The organism is Mycobacterium persicum, from assembly GCF_002086675.1.
Taxonomy (GTDB): domain Bacteria; phylum Actinomycetota; class Actinomycetes; order Mycobacteriales; family Mycobacteriaceae; genus Mycobacterium; species Mycobacterium persicum.
In genome coordinates, this window is record NZ_MVIF01000036.1 from 1 (window position 1) to 16,734 (window position 16,734).

The window sequence follows — 16,734 nt, forward strand, 5'->3', positions numbered from 1 at the left end:
CATTCCCATCACCCACACTCCCAAACCCAACATTGCCCACCCCCACATTCGCCAACCCCGCATTAAAAATACTCATCCGACCCGGTGGGCTGAAGACGGCGGCCTGCGCGGCCGCGACCAACGCCCCACCGGCGGCGGGGTTCTGCACCAACTGGACAAATGGCGTCAACGCCGACGCGGCCGCCGAAGCACCGGCGTGATACCCGAACATCGCCGCCACATCCTGTGCCCACATCTGCTCGTAGGCGGCCTCGACGGCGGCGATCGCGGGCGCGTTGAAGCCGAGCAGGTCGGAGACGACGAGCGAAACCAGTTGAGAACGGTTGGCCCAAACCGCCGCCGGATGCACCGTGGCCGCGCGGGTCGCCTCGAACGCGGCCGCGGCGATCCGCGCCTGACCACCCGCCTGCGCCGCTTGCGCTCCCGCCGTGGACAACCATCCGAGATAGCTTCCGGCGACGCTTGCCATCGCCACCGACGCCGGGCCCTGCCAAGAAGAACCCACCAGCGCCGAGGTCACTGACGAGAATGCGGTCGCCGCCGATCCCAGCTCGCCGGCCAGCTGGTCCCAGGCCGCCGCCGCGGCCAGCATCGGACCTGCTCCGGCACCGCTAAATATGCGGGCCGAATTGATCTCCGGTGGCGAGACCGAAAAATTCATTCGCGGCAACCTCTCCCAGGTGGCCGTCGCATCGGGGCCACCTATCGATCACTGCCTGCGACAATCCGGCGGTCACCGGGATTGAGCCGGCTGCCGTCAAGCGGATTTCCCCGTCAGCATACGGACGGCGCGGCAACAATTTCGTGTTTTCGGCAAAATAGACGTCGACAAAGAATATTCATAGATAGCCCCGAAATGTAAAGTATTTATACACCTGCGGTTCGGGATGCCACGCCTTTGACTTCCGCTTATATTGACGTCTTGGTCGTTTACTTTTCCGGACGCCGCCATACCTGCGGTTTGACACCGAGCACCCTGGCTCGAATCCACCACGTCGCCTCGATCACACCGGCCCCGATCACGCCGATGCCCAAGGCAATCGACGTCATAGCGAGGTTCGACGGGTCCAGGAAAAACTTCTGCTGCGCCAGCGGCAGGCTGAAGATCACCAAATAGGCCGCGCCGGAGGCCATAACCAGTCCCAGACGCCACCATTGATAGGGCCGTGCCACCACCGCAAGCACCCATAGCGCGGTCACCAGCAGCGTGATCAGGGCCGCCGTTGAAGCTTGCGTCCGTTCATGCCAGGTCGAGTGACGGCCGGGGTAGGCCACGAGGTAGGAAACGAAAGTCGCCGTGCCCACCACAAGTCCGGACGGCAGTGCGGAGGTCAACACCCGCCGAACGAAGCCGGGATACGCACGCTCGTTGTTGGGCGCCAGGGACAGGATGAATGACGGAATGCCGATGGTGAACCACGCCGCGATGGTCACATGGATCGGTTGGAACGGATACAGCAGCGGATCGGCCCCCAGCGGTTTGGCAAGCAAGCACTCGATCCCCACCAGCAACGCCAGCAACGCCGAATACACCGTTTTAGCCAGAAACAGATTCGCGACCCGTTCGATATTGCCGATCACCCGGCGGCCTTCGGCGACCACGTAGGGCAGGGTGGCAAACCTGTTGTCCAGCAAGACGATCTGCGCTACCGCACGAGACGCCGGGCTACCCGCCCCCATCGCCACCGCGATGTCGGCGTCCTTGAGGGCCAGCACGTCGTTGACGCCGTCGCCGGTCATCGCCACGGTATGCCCGTGCGACTGCAGGGCATGCACAATGGCTCGCTTCTGGTCGGGACGCACCCTGCCGAACGTCGTGAAGGATTCCAACGTGTCGGCCAATTCGGCGGGCCCGGTAGGGAGCTGACGGGCATCCAGCACCTCGCCCCGCAGCCCGAGCTTGCCGGCGACCGCCCCCACCGACACGGCGTTGTCGCCGGATATCACCTTTACCGAAATGCCTTGGTCGGCAAAGTATTCAAGCGTCTCGCGGGCGTCGGGCCGGATCTTCTGCTCGAGCACCACCAGAGCGACCGGGGTGACCCGTCCGGGCGCGTCGGGGTGGTCCACGGCGACGTCGGAAGCACCCAGCAGCAGCACCCGCAACCCCTGCGCCCCGATGCGCTCCGCCTGTTCGGCGGCGGCCGATGCCGAGTCGAGCAGCACATCGGGCGCGCCGATCACCCAGTTGCCGTGGTCCCGATAGGATGCACCGCTCCATTTGGTCGCGGACTTGAAAGATGCTGTCGCCGTTGCGGTCCAGCCGGGCGGCGAATGACAGGCCGCGGCGATCGCCTGCATGCTGGCATTGGGTCGGTCATCGGCAGCTGCCAGGGAAGCCAGCACGTCGACGATACGATCGTCAGCAGTGCCCAATCCACTGACCTCCGATACCCGCATCCCACTTTCGGTCAGCGTGCCGGTCTTGTCGGCACAAACCACGTCGACTCGGGCCAGCCCCTCGATGGCGGGCAATTCCTGCACCAGGCATCGGCGTTGGCCCAACCGGATGACACCGACCGCGAACGCGATCGACGTCATCAACACCAGACCTTCGGGCACCATCGGCACCAAGGCGCCCACCGTCCGCAGCACCGATTCCCGCCAGCCGGCCTTCGTGGTGAACAGCTGGGTGTAGACGGTCAGCAGTCCCGCCGGCACCAACAGGTAGGTGATGAACTGCAGTATCCTGTTGATACCGTTGCGCAGTTCGGATTTCACCAAAGTGAACTTGCTGGCCTCGGCGGCCAGCTTGGCCGCGTATGCTTCCCGGCCCACCTTGGTCGCGCGGTAGGCTCCGGTTCCGGAGACGACGAAACTGCCCGACATCACCGCGTCGCCGGGGTCTTTGGCGATCGGGTCGGCCTCACCGGTCAACAGTGATTCGTCAACCTCGAGGTTCCTGTCCTCGACGACCTCACCGTCGACGACAACCTGGTCTCCCGGCCCGAGTTCGATGATGTCGTCCAGCACGACTTCGCTCGGCAACCGGGTCTGAGTACCGGATCGCCTGCGCACCAAGGGCTTTGCCTGCCCCAGGATCGCCAAGCTGTCCAGCGTCTGCTTCGCTCGGAGCTCCTGAATCATACCGATGATGCTGTTGGCGATGATGAGCAGACCGAACAGCCCGTTGATCACCGAGCCCGTCGCCAACACGATCAGCAGCAGCACGCCCAGGATCGCGTTGATGCGGGTGAACACGTTGGCCCGGATGATCTGCGCGACGCTGCGGGTGGTCCGTTCTGGGATGTCGTTGCTCTTGCCCTCGGCTAACCGTTGTGCCACTTCGGCATCGGTCAAGCCGGGCGCGGCACTCATCGGGTAAACGTTCCCAGCTTGTCGGCGTCGTAGTATTCGAGGTTCAGCGTGGCGACGGGGAAGCCGGAAAAGACCGCCTTGGAAATGGATCCGGGTAAGGCGTTTTCGGTCGACAGCGGAAAAGTGAAAGTGTCTGCGTCCCAATGCGTCAACGTGAATGTCTGGTTCTTCGGCCCCAGCGACAGCTGCAGCTGGCCGTCATGTTCGGTCACGGTGGCCGGACCCCAGTAGTCGTTGGCGTAGCCCCCAACGTAGTCGCTCAACGGCCGTGCCGGCGCGGGGCTGACGGGAGGCTGTTTGTCGACCAGCGACCCCTCTGGGTGGTTCAGCGGGGCAAGTTGCTGCCTGTACAGGGTGGCCCAGTCCTCGCGGACCTGGCCGTACTGCACCAGGTCCAAGAATTCGGCCGTCAGCGCTTCCGGCACTCCGTAGGGTGCGGCATTGGTCAGGGCAATGACGGCGAGGTCTTCGGACGGCAGGACGGTAAAATTCGTCGCGGCCCCCAAGCCGAATCCGCCGGAATGACCGTACTGGGTACGACCCGACGAGTTCACCGACACGTTGAATCCGAAACCATAGGTGCCCGCTCGCGCCTTGGGCAACCGCGCCGGAGTCGAGATCACTTGCGGTGTGATGGCCGGCAAGAGCGCCTCCGGCGACGTGATCTGCTGACCGTTGTAGGCGCCGTTGGCCAGCACCATGGTCAGCCAGTGCGTCATGTCGTTGAGCGAGGAGCTGACCCCGCCTGCGGGCGTTTGGGGATCGGGATCCCGTTGGAAGCGGGCCTCCCATTTATCGCCGACCTTGATGTGGGCGACCGCGTGATTGGGTCTGGCCAGGAAATCGGCGAACCGCGAACTGGTGGATGTCATTCCCAGCGGACGGTAGAGCACCTCGTCGGACAGCTCCGCCCAGGATTTGCCGGCCGCGGCCGCGACCGCGTCGGCCGCGGCGGTCACGCCGAAATTGGTGTAGGCGTAGCTGATCCGAAATGGGGCCAGCGGCAAGTACTTCAGCCGCTGCAGCACCTGCTGCCCGTCGTAACCCAGATCCTCCAGCGGGTCACCGGCATGGTCCGGCAATCCGGAGCGATGCGAATAGAGGTCGGCGACGGTCACATGGCTGGTGACGTAGGCATCGCCGAGTTCGAACCACGGCAGCTTCGCGACGACGGGCGTATCCCAGGTGACCACGTTGGTGCTGACCTCGTGCGCCACCACCGTCGCACCCACCGATTTGGACACCGATGCCAGCTGGAAGACGGTGTCGGCGTCCACCCGGTTGTCCGGGCCGTCGGCCTTGCTGGCATCCTTGATGCCGAAACCCTTCGCGTACAACGTCTTTCCACCGTGGACAACGGCCAGGGCCATGCCGGGGATGCCGCTGGTCTTCATCAGCTCGGCGACCAGGCCGTCCAGCTTCGCCACCGCCTCGTCGATGCGCCCGGCCGGAATGTCCACGCCGGAAACCTCATTGGGCGGGACTTTCGACAGCGCCGACGTCGGGCCGGATGCCCGCTGCGCGGGCCCGCATGCCACCAGCGCCAGCAACATCACAACTAGTGCGGCCGTCGCCGCGCGTCTCGTCATGGCCGCTCACTCTAACCGGGTGCCGAATCGCGCCGCGTGAACGACGTCACCTGCGGCCGGGTCCAACGCGCTCGAGCTAAAGCCGCCACCACGGGTTGGATCTCAACGGCCCGGCCGAATCCACCCGCTGACCTGGCAGCGGCACCGCCACCTTGACTCGCTCGGGCTCAGCGGCCGCCAACAGCCGCTCAACCGGTTCTGACCATGGGTGCGGAGCCAGCCGGAAGGTACCCCAGTGCACCGGCACCAACAGCCCCGCGCCGGAATCGGTGACGTCCAGATGGGCCCGGATCGCCTCCTCGGGGTTCATGTGGATATCCGGCCATGCGGTGTTATAGGCGCCGATCGGCATCAGCGTCAGGTCGAATGGCCCGTGGTCCGCGCCGATCTGGGCGAAGCTCTTGGTGTAGCCGGTATCACCGCCGAAGTAGACGCGATGGCTGGGACCGATGAACGCCCACGACGCCCACAAGGTGTTATCACGGCTCAGAAAGCGGCCCGAAAAATGCCGGGCCGGCATACAGACGATCCTGAGCTGGTCAACCTGGCCGCTTTGCTGCCAATCGAGTTCGACGATGCGCTGCTCGGGAATGCCCCACGCCCGCAGATGGGCACCGACCCCGAGGGGCACGAAGAACGGCGCGCGCTGGGTGCGGGTCAGCGCGATGACGGTGTCGATATCGAGATGGTCGTAGTGGTCATGGCTGATCACCACCGCATCGACGGCCGGAAGGCCCTCCAGTTGCACCGGCGGCGGATGCAGCCGTTGGGGCCCGACGAGATCGGAGGGCGAACACCGGTTGCTCCACACCGGATCGGTCAGCACCCGGTAGCCGTCGATTTCCACCAGCGCCGTCGAGTGGCCGAACCAGCTGACGGCGAGCCGGCTGGCGTCACCTTTGTAGATCTCCGGGGCGGCCAGCGGGATCGGTTTGGCGGGCCTGCTGCCGCCGCGATTACCCACGAACTCCCAGATGATGAGCCGCAGTTCCTCGCGGCCCATGACGTATATGGACCCCGGGTCGAGGTTGACGAAGTTGCCGTCCTGGTAGTGCGGCGACCCCTCCGAAATGGCGCGGATGGTCGCGGGGTTTGCCCCAAGCGCAGCCGGCGCGCCGTGCAGTGCCCGCACCAGCCAGCCACCGGCCGCCAGCGAGGCCGTGCCGGCGGCCAGCCGTAGCGCTCGGCGCACCACCACGACTACTCCCCCTGAAACCTCGGCGGCCGCTTCTGCACGCGCGCCACCTGTGCCTCGATGACATCTTGGCTGCCCCATGCCTTGTCGAACAACTCCTTGTGCTCCGGCCAGGGCTCCTCGATGGCGCCGTCGTCGTTGAGCACCCGCTTGGCATGCTGGATTGCCAGCGGCGCCAGGCCGGCGATCTCGGCGGCCCAGGCTTGCGCGTCGGCCAGCGTCCCGATCCGGTTGGCCATTCCGGTATGCAACGCCATCTCGGCTGTCAGCTTCTCCGCGGCCAGCAGCATCGCCCGCGCCCGTCCGTGACCGACCAGCGAGGAGAGCCGGCGGATACTCCAGTTGTCCAGTGCCAGGCCATATTTGGACGTCGGAAACTGAAAGAACGCCTCCGGCGCGACCACCCTCAGGTCGCACTGCATGGCCAGCTGCAGGCCCGCGCCGATAGCCGGACCGTTGATCGCGCCGATCACCGGTATCAGGGTGGCGTCCATCACCCGGTGCAGCTCGATGAGCCGATCGGGGTAGTCGGCGGCGAATGCGTCGCCGGACAGGTCCGCTCCGGCGCAAAACGCAGAGCCTTGTCCGGTGAGCACAATCGCCCGGATTGAGCCGTCACCGGCCTTCAGGAACGCCTCCCGCAGCTCCTCCACGAGCTGGGAGTTCAGGGCATTGCGGCGCTCCGGGCGCTGCAACTCGATTGTCAGCACGGCCTCGACCTGGGTGATACCGATCATTGCGCCAGCCTATATAGCCTCATCCGGTGAGTCGTATCACGACCGACCAACTGCGCGACGCGGTGCTGGACGAGGGCTCGTTCACCAGTTGGGACACCGACCCGCTGCCGGTGCCGGTATCGCAGTCCTACGCGGGTGATCTGACGCGGGCCCGCGCCGCCACCGGCCGCGACGAATCGGTGCTCACCGGCGAGGGGCGCATCTTCGGGCGACGCGTCGCGGTGGTGGTGTGCGAGTTCGGCTTCCTCGCCGGATCTATCGGGGTGGCGGCGGCGGAACGCATTACCGCCGCCGTCGAGCGCGCCACCGCCGAGCGCCTGCCGCTGCTGGCGTCGCCGAGCTCCGGCGGCACCAGGATGCAGGAGGGCACGGTCGCCTTCCTGCAGATGGTGAAGATCGCCGCGGCCGTCCGGCTGCACCAGCAGGCGCACCTGCCCTACCTCGTCTACCTGCGCAATCCGACCACCGGCGGGGTGTTCGCGTCGTGGGGCTCGCTGGGCCATGTCACCGTCGCCGAACCGAGTGCCCTGATCGGTTTCCTGGGTCCGCGGGTGTACCAGCTGCTCTACGGCGAACCCTTCCCCGACGGTGTTCAGACCGCGGAGAATTTGCAACGCCACGGCGTGATCGACGGCGTCGTCGCGCTCGACGAGCTGCGCCGCACGGTGGATCGGGCGCTGACAGTGCTCACCGATGTTCCCGAGCCGCCGCCGGCCCCGGCACCGCCCGAGCCGGTGCCCGACGTACCCACCTGGGACTCGGTGGTGGCATCGCGACGACCCGACCGGCCGGGTGTGGCACGGCTGTTGCGCGACGGTGCCACCGACCGCGTGCTGCTCTCGGGTACCGGTTCTGGCGAAGCGGCGACGACGCTGCTGGCCCTGGCTCGCTTCTGCGGCCAGCCGGCGGTGGTGCTGGGCCAGCAGCGAGTCGTCGGCGGTCTTGTCGGTCCGGCGTCGCTGCGTGAAGCCCGGCGAGGCATGGCGCTGGCCGCCGAGCTGCGGTTACCGCTGGTGCTGATGATCGACACCGCCGGACCCGCATTGTCGGCCGAAGCCGAGCAGGGCGGGCTGGCCGGACAGATCGCCCAGTGCCTTGCCGACCTCGTCACCCTGGACACCCCGACGGTGTCGGTGCTGTTGGGTCAGGGCAGCGGTGGACCTGCGCTGGCGATGGTGCCCGCTGACCGGGTGCTGGCCGCGCTGCACGGCTGGCTCGCCCCGTTGCCGCCGGAGGGCGCCAGCGCGATCGTGTTCCGCGACACCGAGCACGCCGCCGAACTCGCTGCCGCCCAAGGTGTCCGGTCGGCAGACCTGCTGGCCGCCGGCATTGTCGACGTCATTGTGCCCGAGTATCCCGACGCTGCGGCCGAGCCGGTCGAGTTCGCCCGACGGCTGTCGCGCGCCATCGCTGCCGAGGTGCATGCGCTGCGGTCGGCTCCCGACGCCGAACGCATGGCGGCGCGGTTGGCGCGCTATCGACGCATCGGGTTGCCCCGAGACACCTAGGACGGTGCTGATCTATTGGCCCGAATTGTTGGAGGCAACTCCGACTTTCCCATCAGCCACGTCAGTCTCCGAGAATTCGCGGTGTCTCGTCTTGCCCACCTGGCGCTGTCCCCGGCGCGCACCGCCGCCGGGGCTCCCGTCGTCGCCGAGGTGATTCGAACAGGCTGACGGTAACCCGCCGGACAGGCACCAGCGACCCGGCGGGCGGCGTCCCACCGCCGCGGGCAACAATCAGGCAAAATGAGCGGCATGGAGACTGGTGTGAGCTCACCTCGGGTCTTGGTGGTCGACGACGACTCCGATGTCCTGGCCTCGCTGGAACGCGGCCTGCGGCTCTCCGGGTTCGAGGTCTCGACCGCCGTCGACGGCGCCGAGGCCCTTCGCAGCGCCACCGAAACCCGCCCGGACGCGATCGTGCTCGACATCAACATGCCGGTGCTCGATGGCGTCAGCGTGGTCACGGCGCTGCGCGCGATGGACAACGACGTGCCGGTCTGCGTGCTGTCGGCACGCAGCTCGGTCGACGACCGAGTCGCCGGCCTCGAGGCCGGCGCCGACGATTACCTGGTCAAGCCGTTCGTGCTGGCCGAGCTGGTGGCCCGGGTGAAGGCTCTGCTGCGCCGCCGCGGCTCCACCGCCACGTCCTCGTCGGAAACCATCACGGTGGGCCCGTTGGAGGGGGACATCCCCGGCCGGCGGGCCCGGGTCAACGGCGTCGACGTCGACCTGACCAAGCGCGAGTTCGACCTGCTGGCGGTTTTGGCGGAGCACAAGACCGCGGTGTTGTCCCGCGCGCAGCTGCTGGAGCTGGTGTGGGGCTACGACTTCGCCGCCGACACCAACGTCGTCGACGTGTTCATTGGGTACCTGCGGCGCAAGCTCGAGGCCAACGGCGGACCCCGGCTGCTGCACACCGTGCGCGGCGTCGGCTTCGTGCTCAGGATGCAGTGAGTGAACATCCTGTCGCGGATCTTTGCCCGGACGCCTTCGTTGCGGACGCGGGTGGTGGTCGCGACAGCGATCGGCGCCGCGATCCCGGTACTCATCGTCGGAACCGTGGTCTGGGTGGGGATCACCAACGACCGCAAAGAGCGGCTGGACCGCCGCCTGGACGAGGCGGCGGGCTTCGCGATCCCGTTCGTGCCGCGCGGCCTCGACGAAATACCGCGCTCCCCCAACGACCGCGACGCCCTCATCACGGTCCGCCGCGGCGACCTGGTCAAGTCGAATTCCGACATCACCTTGCCCAAGCTGCACAAGGACTACGCCGACACCTACATCGGCGGAGTGCGCTACCGGGTGCGCACGGTGGAGATCCCGGGGCCCGAGCCGACGTCGGTAGCGGTCGGCGCGACCTATGACGCCACCGTCGCCGAGACCAACAACCTGCACCGCCGGGTGCTGTTGATCTGTGCTTTCGCCATCGGCGCGGCAGCGGTGTTCGCCTGGCTGCTGGCCGTGTTCGCGGTGCGGCCGTTCAAACAGCTGGCCGAACAAACGCGCTCGATCGACGCCGGGGACGAGGCGCCGCGGGTCGAAGTGCACGGCGCCAGCGAAGCCATCGAGATCGCCGAGGCGATGCGAGGCATGCTGCAGCGCATCTGGAACGAGCAAATCCGCACTAAGGAGGCGCTGGCGTCGGCTCGCGACTTCGCCGCGGTGTCCTCCCACGAATTGCGCACTCCGTTGACGGCAATGCGGACCAATCTCGAGGTGCTGTCTACCTTGGACCTGCCCGAAGACCAACGCAAAGAAGTGCTCAATGACGTGATCCGCACCCAGTCGCGCATCGAAGCCACCCTCAGCGCGCTGGAGCGGCTGGCCCAGGGCGAATTGTCGACCTCGGACGATCATGTGCCGGTTGACATCACCGAGCTGCTCGACCGCGCGGCCCACGACGCGATGCGCATCTACCCCGATCTCGACGTCTCGCTGGTGCCGTCGCCGACCTGCATCATCGTCGGGCTGCCCGCCGGTTTGCGGCTGGCCGTCGACAACGCCATCGCCAACGCCGTCAAGCACGGCGGCGCCACCCGGGTGCAGCTGTCGGCCGTCAGTTCGCGGGCCGGCGTCGAGATCGCCATCGACGACAACGGCAGCGGAGTACCCGAAGAAGAGCGCCAGGTGGTGTTCGACCGGTTCTCCCGCGGATCAACGGCGTCCCACTCGGGATCCGGTCTCGGGCTGGCGCTGGTGGCGCAGCAGGCCCAGCTGCACGGCGGGACCGCGTCTTTGCAGGACAGCCCACTGGGCGGCGCACGGCTGCTGCTGAAGCTTCCGGGCCCGAGCTAACTCACTCCCGTCGCGCGCTCTTGCGCCAGGGCGTGAAAAAGGCCCGTGCCGCGGCGGCCTCGTCCTGGAACCAGACCTGGGCCGCGGTCGCGTCGTAGTCGGGGTCGTCGGGGGTGTAATAGAGCCTGGTATCCGTGCGGCCCTTGACCAGCCATCCCTCCGGTCCGCTGCCGTCGGCGCAGGCGCGCGCGGAGCCCGGGCCGTAGGGGGCAAACCGCACCGGGGATTGCGGCGAAGTTTCCCCAGTGACCGCGGTCTGCTCAGCCGACTCCGTCGCGTCCGGGACCTGTTGTGCCGACGTAACTTTCGCGGGTGCGATCTCGTGCGTTGCCGCCGGGTCCGCATCGGGGGTCTCGGGTCTGGGCGTCTTCTTGGCGGCCGGGATCTTCTTCGCCGGCGCCCCCTTGCGGGCGACGACCTTCTGCGCCGGCCGGCGTGGCACGGCGCTCGACTTGCGTTGCGGCAGTTGGTCTTTGACGGGGCGGATCATCAGCGTGAAGGTCAGCAGCATGCCGAGGGCGAAAGCCAGGCCCACCAGCCACCAGTGCACGTTGCCCGTCACGGCGCTGCGTCCGTCTCATGCGGCTCGTGCACATGCTGTTCTTGGCCGGCGGGCTTGACGAAGACAGTGGCGATCACCCATGCGAGAGCCGAGCCTGCCACGAAGGCAGCCAGGTAGTACAACCACTGGATCACGAAATCCACGCTGGATTCTCCTTAGCTGACCACGATTTCGACGCGGCGATTCTTGGCGCGACCCTCGGGTGTGTCATTGCCGGCGATGGGGTTGGCGGAACCGTAGCCCTGGGCGGTGATGTGATCGCGGGCAACTCCCTGGGCGGCGAGGAAGTCGGCGACGGTGGTGGCCCGCTGAACACTCAACGGAAAGTTGATGCCCTCGCCGCCGCCGTTGTCGGAGTAGCCGTTAACGGTGACGCGTGCGTCCGGACAGGCTTTGAGTTTGGCGGCTACCTGGCTCAGGATCTGGTTGTCGGCAGGGGTCAGGCTGACCCCGTCGTTCTTAAAGGCGATCGCCCCGCCCGTCAGAGCATTGATGGCCGCCGGTAGGTCGGCGCACGGTCCAGAGGCACCGGAACCTGGCGGTGGACTGGCGCCCGGCGTCGGGGACGGAGCCTTGACCTCAATGTTGTTGGTGACATTGACTCCGGGCCAAGCAGTCTTGGCCGCACGCTCCACCGCATCTTTCTGGTCGGGCGATGCGGCGGTTCCCGACAAGGTCACGGTGTTTCCCTCGACCTTCAGGCTGAAGTCCGGGATTGCGGCGCCGGCGGTGAAAACCGGTTCCGCGTTTGCGAAATCAAGGGCGCGGACCAGAGGATCGATACGGATTTGATCGATGACGATGACGCCCGGAGTCAGCACGTTTCTCAGGGCCGCCAGCAGCGCCGCCTTGGAATTGTCATCGGGAAAATCGCCGATAAGCGTAATGGTGTTGCCGCTGCGGCTGATTGAAAGCAGCGACCATGACACGTCGGAGGCGCTGGAGGTGCTACTGGTCGTTGTCAGGGTGGGCAGGTCACCGGCCGGCCCTGTGACGGAGGTGGGGCGTTCGAACATGCCGTAACCGATTGCCGCTATCAGCAACGGAATAACCGCCAGCGCGATCAGCCAGGCGACGCCGAGTGGGTGCCGACGAAGTCTCCACGCGCGGCTGGGTGCGGGCGGCATGTCTGAGACCGGCTGGCTACCCACCATCACCCCGCCTCTCGCCGTCGAAAAGTGTCTGTCCCGCCCTCAGGCGATATGCAGCCTACCGACTGTCCAGCGGCGAAACTGCCAATGTCAGGCACACTGGAGCAATGGCTAGCGAGAGCAAACCAACCGACAGCGAGACCCTGGCGCAGATCCGCGACCTGGTCGCCGAGGAGAAGGCGCTGCGTACCCGGCTGCAGCAGGGTGACATCACCGAGTCCGATGAGCATCAGCAACTGCGCCGCATCGCAATCGAACTGGACCAGTGCTGGGACCTGTTGCGGCAGCGACGGGCACTGCGGGAAACCGGTGGTGACCCGCACGAGGCACACCTTCGTCCCGGCGGCCAAGTCGAGGGCTACCTCAGCTAGCACCGATCCGGGCTTCCTGTCGACACCACCATGCGGGAATTCGATGTCGTCGTCGTCGGCGGCGGTCACAATGGCCTGGTCGCGGCCGGCTACCTGGCCCGGGCGGGGCTCGGGGTGCGGGTGCTGGAGCGGCTGTCACACACCGGCGGGGCAGCGGTGTCGGCGCAGGCCTTCGCCGGCGTCGAGGTCCGGCTGTCGCGGTATTCCTATCTGGTCAGCCTGTTACCCCGCCGCATCGTCGACGACCTGGGCGCGCATGTCCGGTTGGCCCGTCGACCGTATTCGTCGTATACGCCGGACCCGGCTACCGCCGGGCGGTCCGGTCTGCTCGTCGGGCCGAACGGCGCGGGCACCTTCGCTGCGATCGGCGCCGCGGCTGACGAGCATGGCTTCGACGCCTTCTACCGCCGTTGCCGACTGGTGACCGAACGGCTCTGGCCGACGCTGCTCGAGCCGCTGCGCACTCGGCAGCAGGCACGCCGCGCCGTCGTGGACCGCGCCGGCCGCGCGGCGGCGCTCGCCTGGCAGGCCATGATCGACGAGCCGATCGGACACGCCATTACCGGCGCGGTGGCTAACGACCTGGTCCGGGGGGTGATTGCGACCGACGCGCTGATCGGCACCTTCGCGCGACTGGACGACCCGTCGCTGAGGCAGAACATCTGCTTCCTGTACCACGTGCTGGGCGGGGGTACCGGAGACTGGGACGTCCCGGTCGGCGGCATGGGTTCGGTGACGTCGGCCCTGGCTGCCGCAGCCGCCCGCCATGGTGCCGAAATAACCACTGGCGCGGATGTTTTCGCGGTAGATCCGACGGGGGAGGTGTATTACCGCGCGGACGGCGACGAGCATGCGATCCGAGGGCGGTTCGTGCTGGCCGGGGTGACACCGGCGGTCTTGGCCGGCCTGCTGGGCGAACCGGAGCCCTTGCTGACCCCGGGCGCCCAGATCAAGGTGAATATGGTGGTACGCCGACTACCCCGGTTGCGGGACGCCGGCGTCACCCCGGAGCAGGCCTTCGCCGGGACCTTGCACGTCAACGAGACCTGGACCCAGCTGGACACCGCGTATTCGCACGCAACCGGCGGGCGGCTGCCCGACCCGTTGCCGTGCGAGGCGTACTGCCATTCGCTGACCGATCCCAGCATCCTGCCGGACCGGCTGCGCGACGCGGGAGTGCACACCATGACCGTGTTCGGCTTGCACACGCCACATTCGCTGTGCTCGGCCGCCGACCCGGATACCGTCCGCGGCCACCTGACGCAGACGGTGCTTTCGTCACTGAATTCGGTTCTGGCCGAACCTATTCAGGATCTCCTGATGACCGACGCGGACGGCCGGCCGTGCATCGAGACCACCACCACGCTGGACCTGCAGCACGCGCTGCACATGACCGGCGGCAACATCTTCCACGGCGCCCTGTCGTGGCCGTTCACCGAGAACGACGAGCCACTGGACACACCGGCCCGGCAATGGGGCGTGGCTACCGGCCACGAGCGGATCATGCTGTGCGGCTCGGGAGCCCGCCGCGGCGGCGCGGTATCGGGCATCGGCGGGCACAATGCCGCCATGGCGGTGTTGGCTGCACTCGACTAGCACTCGGTTAGCGGCAATTACCGCCCATCGATGGCCACGTAATCGCGCGCGGTGTAGCCGGTGTAGATCTGGCGCGGCCGGCCGATCTTGCTGTCGCCCTCGTCGTGCATCTCCCGCCAGTGCGCGATCCACCCCGGGAGCCGGCCCAGCGCAAACAGCACGGTGAACATCCGAGTCGGGAAACCGAGCGCACGGTAGATCAGGCCGGTGTAGAAGTCGACGTTCGGGTAGAGCTTGCGCTCGATGAAGTAGTCGTCGGTCAGCGCCGCCTCTTCGAGCTCCTTGGCGATGCCCAGCAGGGAGTCGTCGCCTCCCAGCTTGGACAGGATCTTGTCGGCCTGCTCCTTGACGATCCGCGCGCGTGGGTCGTAGTTCTTGTAGACCCGGTGGCCGAAGCCCATCAATTTGACGCCGGCCTCGCGGTTTTTCACCTTGCGGACGAATTCGTCCACGTCGTCGCCGCTCTCGCGGATCTGCTCCAGCATTTCCAGCACCGCTTGGTTGGCGCCGCCGTGCAGCGGGCCCCACAGCGCGTTGATGCCGCCGGAGATGGAGGTGAACAGGTTGGCCCGCGACGAGCCCACCAGTCGCACCGTCGATGTCGAACAGTTCTGCTCATGGTCGGCGTGCAGGATGAACAGCATGTCCAGCGCCCGCACCACTTCCGGGTCGGCCTGGTAGGGCTCGGCCGGAAAGCCAAACGTCATCCGGAGGAAGTTCTCCACCAGCGTCAGCGAGTTCTCCGGGTAGAGGAAGGGCTGGCCGACCGACTTCTTATAGGCGTAGGCAGCAATGGTGGGCAGCTTGGCCAGCAACCGAATGGTCGAGAGCTCAACTTGGTTGTTGTCCATCGGGTCCAGGGCATCCTGGTAATACGCCGAGAGGGCGTTGACCACGCTGGACAGCACCGGCATCGGGTGTGCGTTGCGCGGAAACCCGTCGAAGAACCGCTTCAGGTCCTCGTGCAGCATGGTGTGGCGCTGGATGCGGCCGGTGAATTCGGCCAGCTGGTCAGGGGTGGGCAGCTCGCCGTAGATCAGCAGGTAGGAGACCTCGATGAAGGTCGACTTCTCAGCCAGCTGGTCAATCGGGTAACCGCGATAACGCAGAATGCCGGCGTCTCCGTCGATGTAGGTGATGGAGCTCTTGCACGAAGCGGTGTTCACAAAGCCGACGTCGAATGTGGTGTAGCCGGTCTTAGACAGCAGCGGCCCGAGCGAAATCCCGTCCGCACCTTCGGTGGCATGGGCGATCTGCAGCTCGATCTCGCCCCCCGGGTACTTCAGAGTTGCGGTGTCGTCGGTGTCGGCCACGAGAACCCCTTTGCGCTCTGGCTGATATGGCAGCCCCACTCGGTGCGTATAGGTGAAGGTAGTCGTTGACGCGACGCCGCGCCTGCCCGGGGTCGAATCTGCTGGTCGGGCGGTGCTTGTCGGGTCTTTCCGGGCTTGTCCGCATGCGCGGTATGCCTTCGCCCGCTTGGGGCGTCTCGAGTGTGCGCCTGCGGCGTCGAGCGTGCGGCTCTGGCGAGCCCAAGGCCCTTGGGGCCACCGTGAGCTCACTTTCGAAGCCACCACTACACACTCGGCCCGCCAGCGGCTTGATGCCGCATCGCGGCGGCGCGCAATGCCCCTATACGGCTTCGCGGCCCGCGTCGACGCCGTCGCATGACCCATTCGCGAGCGTGACGTCGGGACGAGTTTCGGCACGGATCCTCGCCCTGACGTCACGCTGGGCGCGCATCGGGCCCGCTAGGGCTGCAGCCGCTCGATATGACCGTCGGCGACCCGGATCCTGTTGTGTACCCGGTTTTCCCGGCCCTGCCAGAACTCCACCACCTCAGGGCCGATGAGATAACCGCCCCAGTTCGGCGGAACCGGAATGCGCTCCGCATCGGCGAACCGCGCAGTCACCTCAGCAAGTTGATCGAGCAGCGCCGCGCGTGAGGCGATCGGCTGCGACTGGTGCGACGCCCACGCTCCCAGCTGCGACCCACGCGGTCGCTGGGACCAGTACTGCTCGGTCACTCGGGGATCAACCCGGCTCACCGGGCCCCGGATGTGGACCTGTCGACCCAGCTGATACCACGGAAAGGTGACCGATGCATAAGGCACAGCCGCCAACTCGGCGCCCTTGGCCGACTCGTAGTTGGTGACAAAGGTGATCCCCGTCTCGTCCACGCCCTTGCACAGCACCGATCGGCTGACCGGACGGCCCGCTGCGACGGTAGCCAGCACCATCGCATTCGGCTCGGCGACGCCGGCGCGCTGAGCGTCGGCAAGCCAGGTGCGAAACAAGGCCAGCCACCCGTGCGCGAGCCAGGATTCATCCAGGTCGGGGCTCCCGTCCTTCTCGACGGACCCGTACTCCACCCGCATTCCAGCCAGATGATCTGTCATCGTGTCAACGCTAGCG

At 66.8% G+C, this 16,734-nt stretch carries 15 protein-coding genes; 5 read left to right on the plus strand and 10 right to left on the minus strand.

The genetic code is table 11. From position 1 onward, the window contains the following. From BST40_RS13185 to BST40_RS13205, 5 genes are all read right to left on the minus strand, one after another. Positions 1-661, minus strand: a 661-nt coding sequence (locus BST40_RS13185; RefSeq protein WP_083154487.1) for a PPE family protein, incomplete at its 3' end; no start/stop codon positions are given. A 269-nt stretch (positions 662-930) separates the two neighbouring features. Beyond that, on the minus strand, positions 931-3,318 hold the full coding sequence (locus tag BST40_RS13190) for an HAD-IC family P-type ATPase (RefSeq protein WP_083154468.1): 2,388 nt from the start codon (positions 3,316-3,318) through the stop codon (positions 931-933). After that, positions 3,315-4,907, minus strand: coding sequence for a serine hydrolase (locus BST40_RS13195; RefSeq protein WP_083044258.1), 1,593 nt, complete (start codon positions 4,905-4,907; stop codon positions 3,315-3,317). Before BST40_RS13195 ends, BST40_RS13190 begins: the two co-directional genes overlap by 4 nt. 76 nt (positions 4,908-4,983) lie before the next feature. Beyond that, positions 4,984-6,102 carry an MBL fold metallo-hydrolase gene (locus tag BST40_RS13200; protein ID WP_089025133.1) on the minus strand — a complete coding sequence of 373 codons (1,119 nt, stop codon included), beginning with the start codon at positions 6,100-6,102 and terminating at the stop codon, positions 4,984-4,986. Positions 6,103-6,107: 5 nt separating this feature from the next. Continuing rightward, entirely contained in the window at positions 6,108-6,839 is a 732-nt protein-coding gene (locus BST40_RS13205; protein ID WP_075548259.1) for an enoyl-CoA hydratase, read from the minus strand. 26 nt (positions 6,840-6,865) lie between these two features. Between BST40_RS13205 and BST40_RS13210 the strand changes: the two genes are divergently transcribed. The 3 genes from BST40_RS13210 to prrB all read left to right on the plus strand — a co-directional run bounded on the left by BST40_RS13210 (position 6,866) and on the right by prrB (position 10,639). Beyond that, the gene (locus tag BST40_RS13210) at positions 6,866-8,347 is read left to right on the plus strand and encodes a carboxyl transferase domain-containing protein (protein ID WP_083154469.1); all 1,482 of its coding nucleotides are present in this window, start codon (positions 6,866-6,868) and stop codon (positions 8,345-8,347) included. A gap of 240 nt (positions 8,348-8,587) precedes the next feature. Then, entirely contained in the window at positions 8,588-9,298 is a 711-nt protein-coding gene (gene prrA, locus BST40_RS13215) for a two-component system response regulator PrrA (RefSeq protein WP_089025129.1), read from the plus strand. Then, positions 9,299-10,639 (plus strand): two-component system sensor histidine kinase PrrB, encoded by a 1,341-nt coding sequence (prrB, locus tag BST40_RS13220; RefSeq protein ID WP_075548261.1) that lies wholly within the window; start codon positions 9,299-9,301, stop codon positions 10,637-10,639. A 1-nt stretch (position 10,640) separates the two neighbouring features. On the opposite strand, the gene arfC is transcribed toward prrB, so the two are convergent. From arfC to arfA, 3 genes are read right to left on the minus strand one after another with little or no spacing between them, the layout of a single operon-like run. Continuing rightward, a complete protein-coding gene (arfC, locus tag BST40_RS13225; protein WP_244174377.1) occupies positions 10,641-11,201 on the minus strand; it encodes a channel accessory protein ArfC, sunset domain variant in 561 nt (186 codons plus the stop codon). After that, positions 11,198-11,344, minus strand: coding sequence for a channel accessory protein ArfB (gene arfB, locus BST40_RS30820; protein WP_089025130.1), 147 nt, complete (start codon positions 11,342-11,344; stop codon positions 11,198-11,200). Before arfB ends, arfC begins: the two co-directional genes overlap by 4 nt. 12 nt (positions 11,345-11,356) lie before the next feature. After that, positions 11,357-12,355 (minus strand): channel-forming protein ArfA/OmpATb, encoded by a 999-nt coding sequence (gene arfA / locus BST40_RS13230; RefSeq protein WP_082275531.1) that lies wholly within the window; start codon positions 12,353-12,355, stop codon positions 11,357-11,359. A gap of 104 nt (positions 12,356-12,459) precedes the next feature. On the opposite strand from arfA, the gene BST40_RS13235 reads away from it, so the two are divergent. Both BST40_RS13235 and BST40_RS13240 read left to right on the plus strand, forming a co-directional pair. Next, entirely contained in the window at positions 12,460-12,723 is a 264-nt protein-coding gene (locus tag BST40_RS13235; protein WP_083154473.1) for a DUF2630 family protein, read from the plus strand. A 30-nt stretch (positions 12,724-12,753) separates the two neighbouring features. Then, positions 12,754-14,319 carry a phytoene desaturase family protein gene (locus BST40_RS13240; protein WP_075548263.1) on the plus strand — a complete coding sequence of 522 codons (1,566 nt, stop codon included), beginning with the start codon at positions 12,754-12,756 and terminating at the stop codon, positions 14,317-14,319. A 17-nt stretch (positions 14,320-14,336) separates the two neighbouring features. Here the strand turns inward: BST40_RS13240 and BST40_RS13245 are convergent, their stop codons facing one another. Together BST40_RS13245 and pdxH are read right to left on the minus strand one after the other, a co-directional pair. Next, entirely contained in the window at positions 14,337-15,632 is a 1,296-nt protein-coding gene (locus BST40_RS13245; protein WP_075548264.1) for a citrate synthase, read from the minus strand. A 438-nt stretch (positions 15,633-16,070) separates the two neighbouring features. Further along, the gene (gene pdxH / locus BST40_RS13250) at positions 16,071-16,697 is read right to left on the minus strand and encodes a pyridoxamine 5'-phosphate oxidase (protein WP_089025131.1); all 627 of its coding nucleotides are present in this window, start codon (positions 16,695-16,697) and stop codon (positions 16,071-16,073) included. Between the last annotated feature and the right edge of the window lie 37 nt (positions 16,698-16,734).

What these genes read in the sequence shown, in the direction of transcription:
- BST40_RS13195 (WP_083044258.1), bottom strand. Translation starts at nt 4,907, where the DNA reads ATGACGAGACGCGCGGCGACGGCCGCACTAGTTGTGATGTTGCTGGCG.
- arfA (WP_082275531.1), bottom strand. Translation starts at nt 12,355, where the DNA reads ATGGTGGGTAGCCAGCCGGTCTCAGACATGCCGCCCGCACCCAGCCGC.
- BST40_RS13190 (WP_083154468.1), bottom strand. Translation starts at nt 3,318, where the DNA reads ATGAGTGCCGCGCCCGGCTTGACCGATGCCGAAGTGGCACAACGGTTA.
- BST40_RS13205 (WP_075548259.1), bottom strand. Translation starts at nt 6,839, where the DNA reads ATGATCGGTATCACCCAGGTCGAGGCCGTGCTGACAATCGAGTTGCAG.
- BST40_RS13240 (WP_075548263.1), top strand. Translation starts at nt 12,754, where the DNA reads ATGCGGGAATTCGATGTCGTCGTCGTCGGCGGCGGTCACAATGGCCTG.
- BST40_RS13235 (WP_083154473.1), top strand. Translation starts at nt 12,460, where the DNA reads ATGGCTAGCGAGAGCAAACCAACCGACAGCGAGACCCTGGCGCAGATC.
- pdxH (WP_089025131.1), bottom strand. Translation starts at nt 16,697, where the DNA reads ATGCGGGTGGAGTACGGGTCCGTCGAGAAGGACGGGAGCCCCGACCTG.
- prrA (WP_089025129.1), top strand. Translation starts at nt 8,588, where the DNA reads ATGAGCGGCATGGAGACTGGTGTGAGCTCACCTCGGGTCTTGGTGGTC.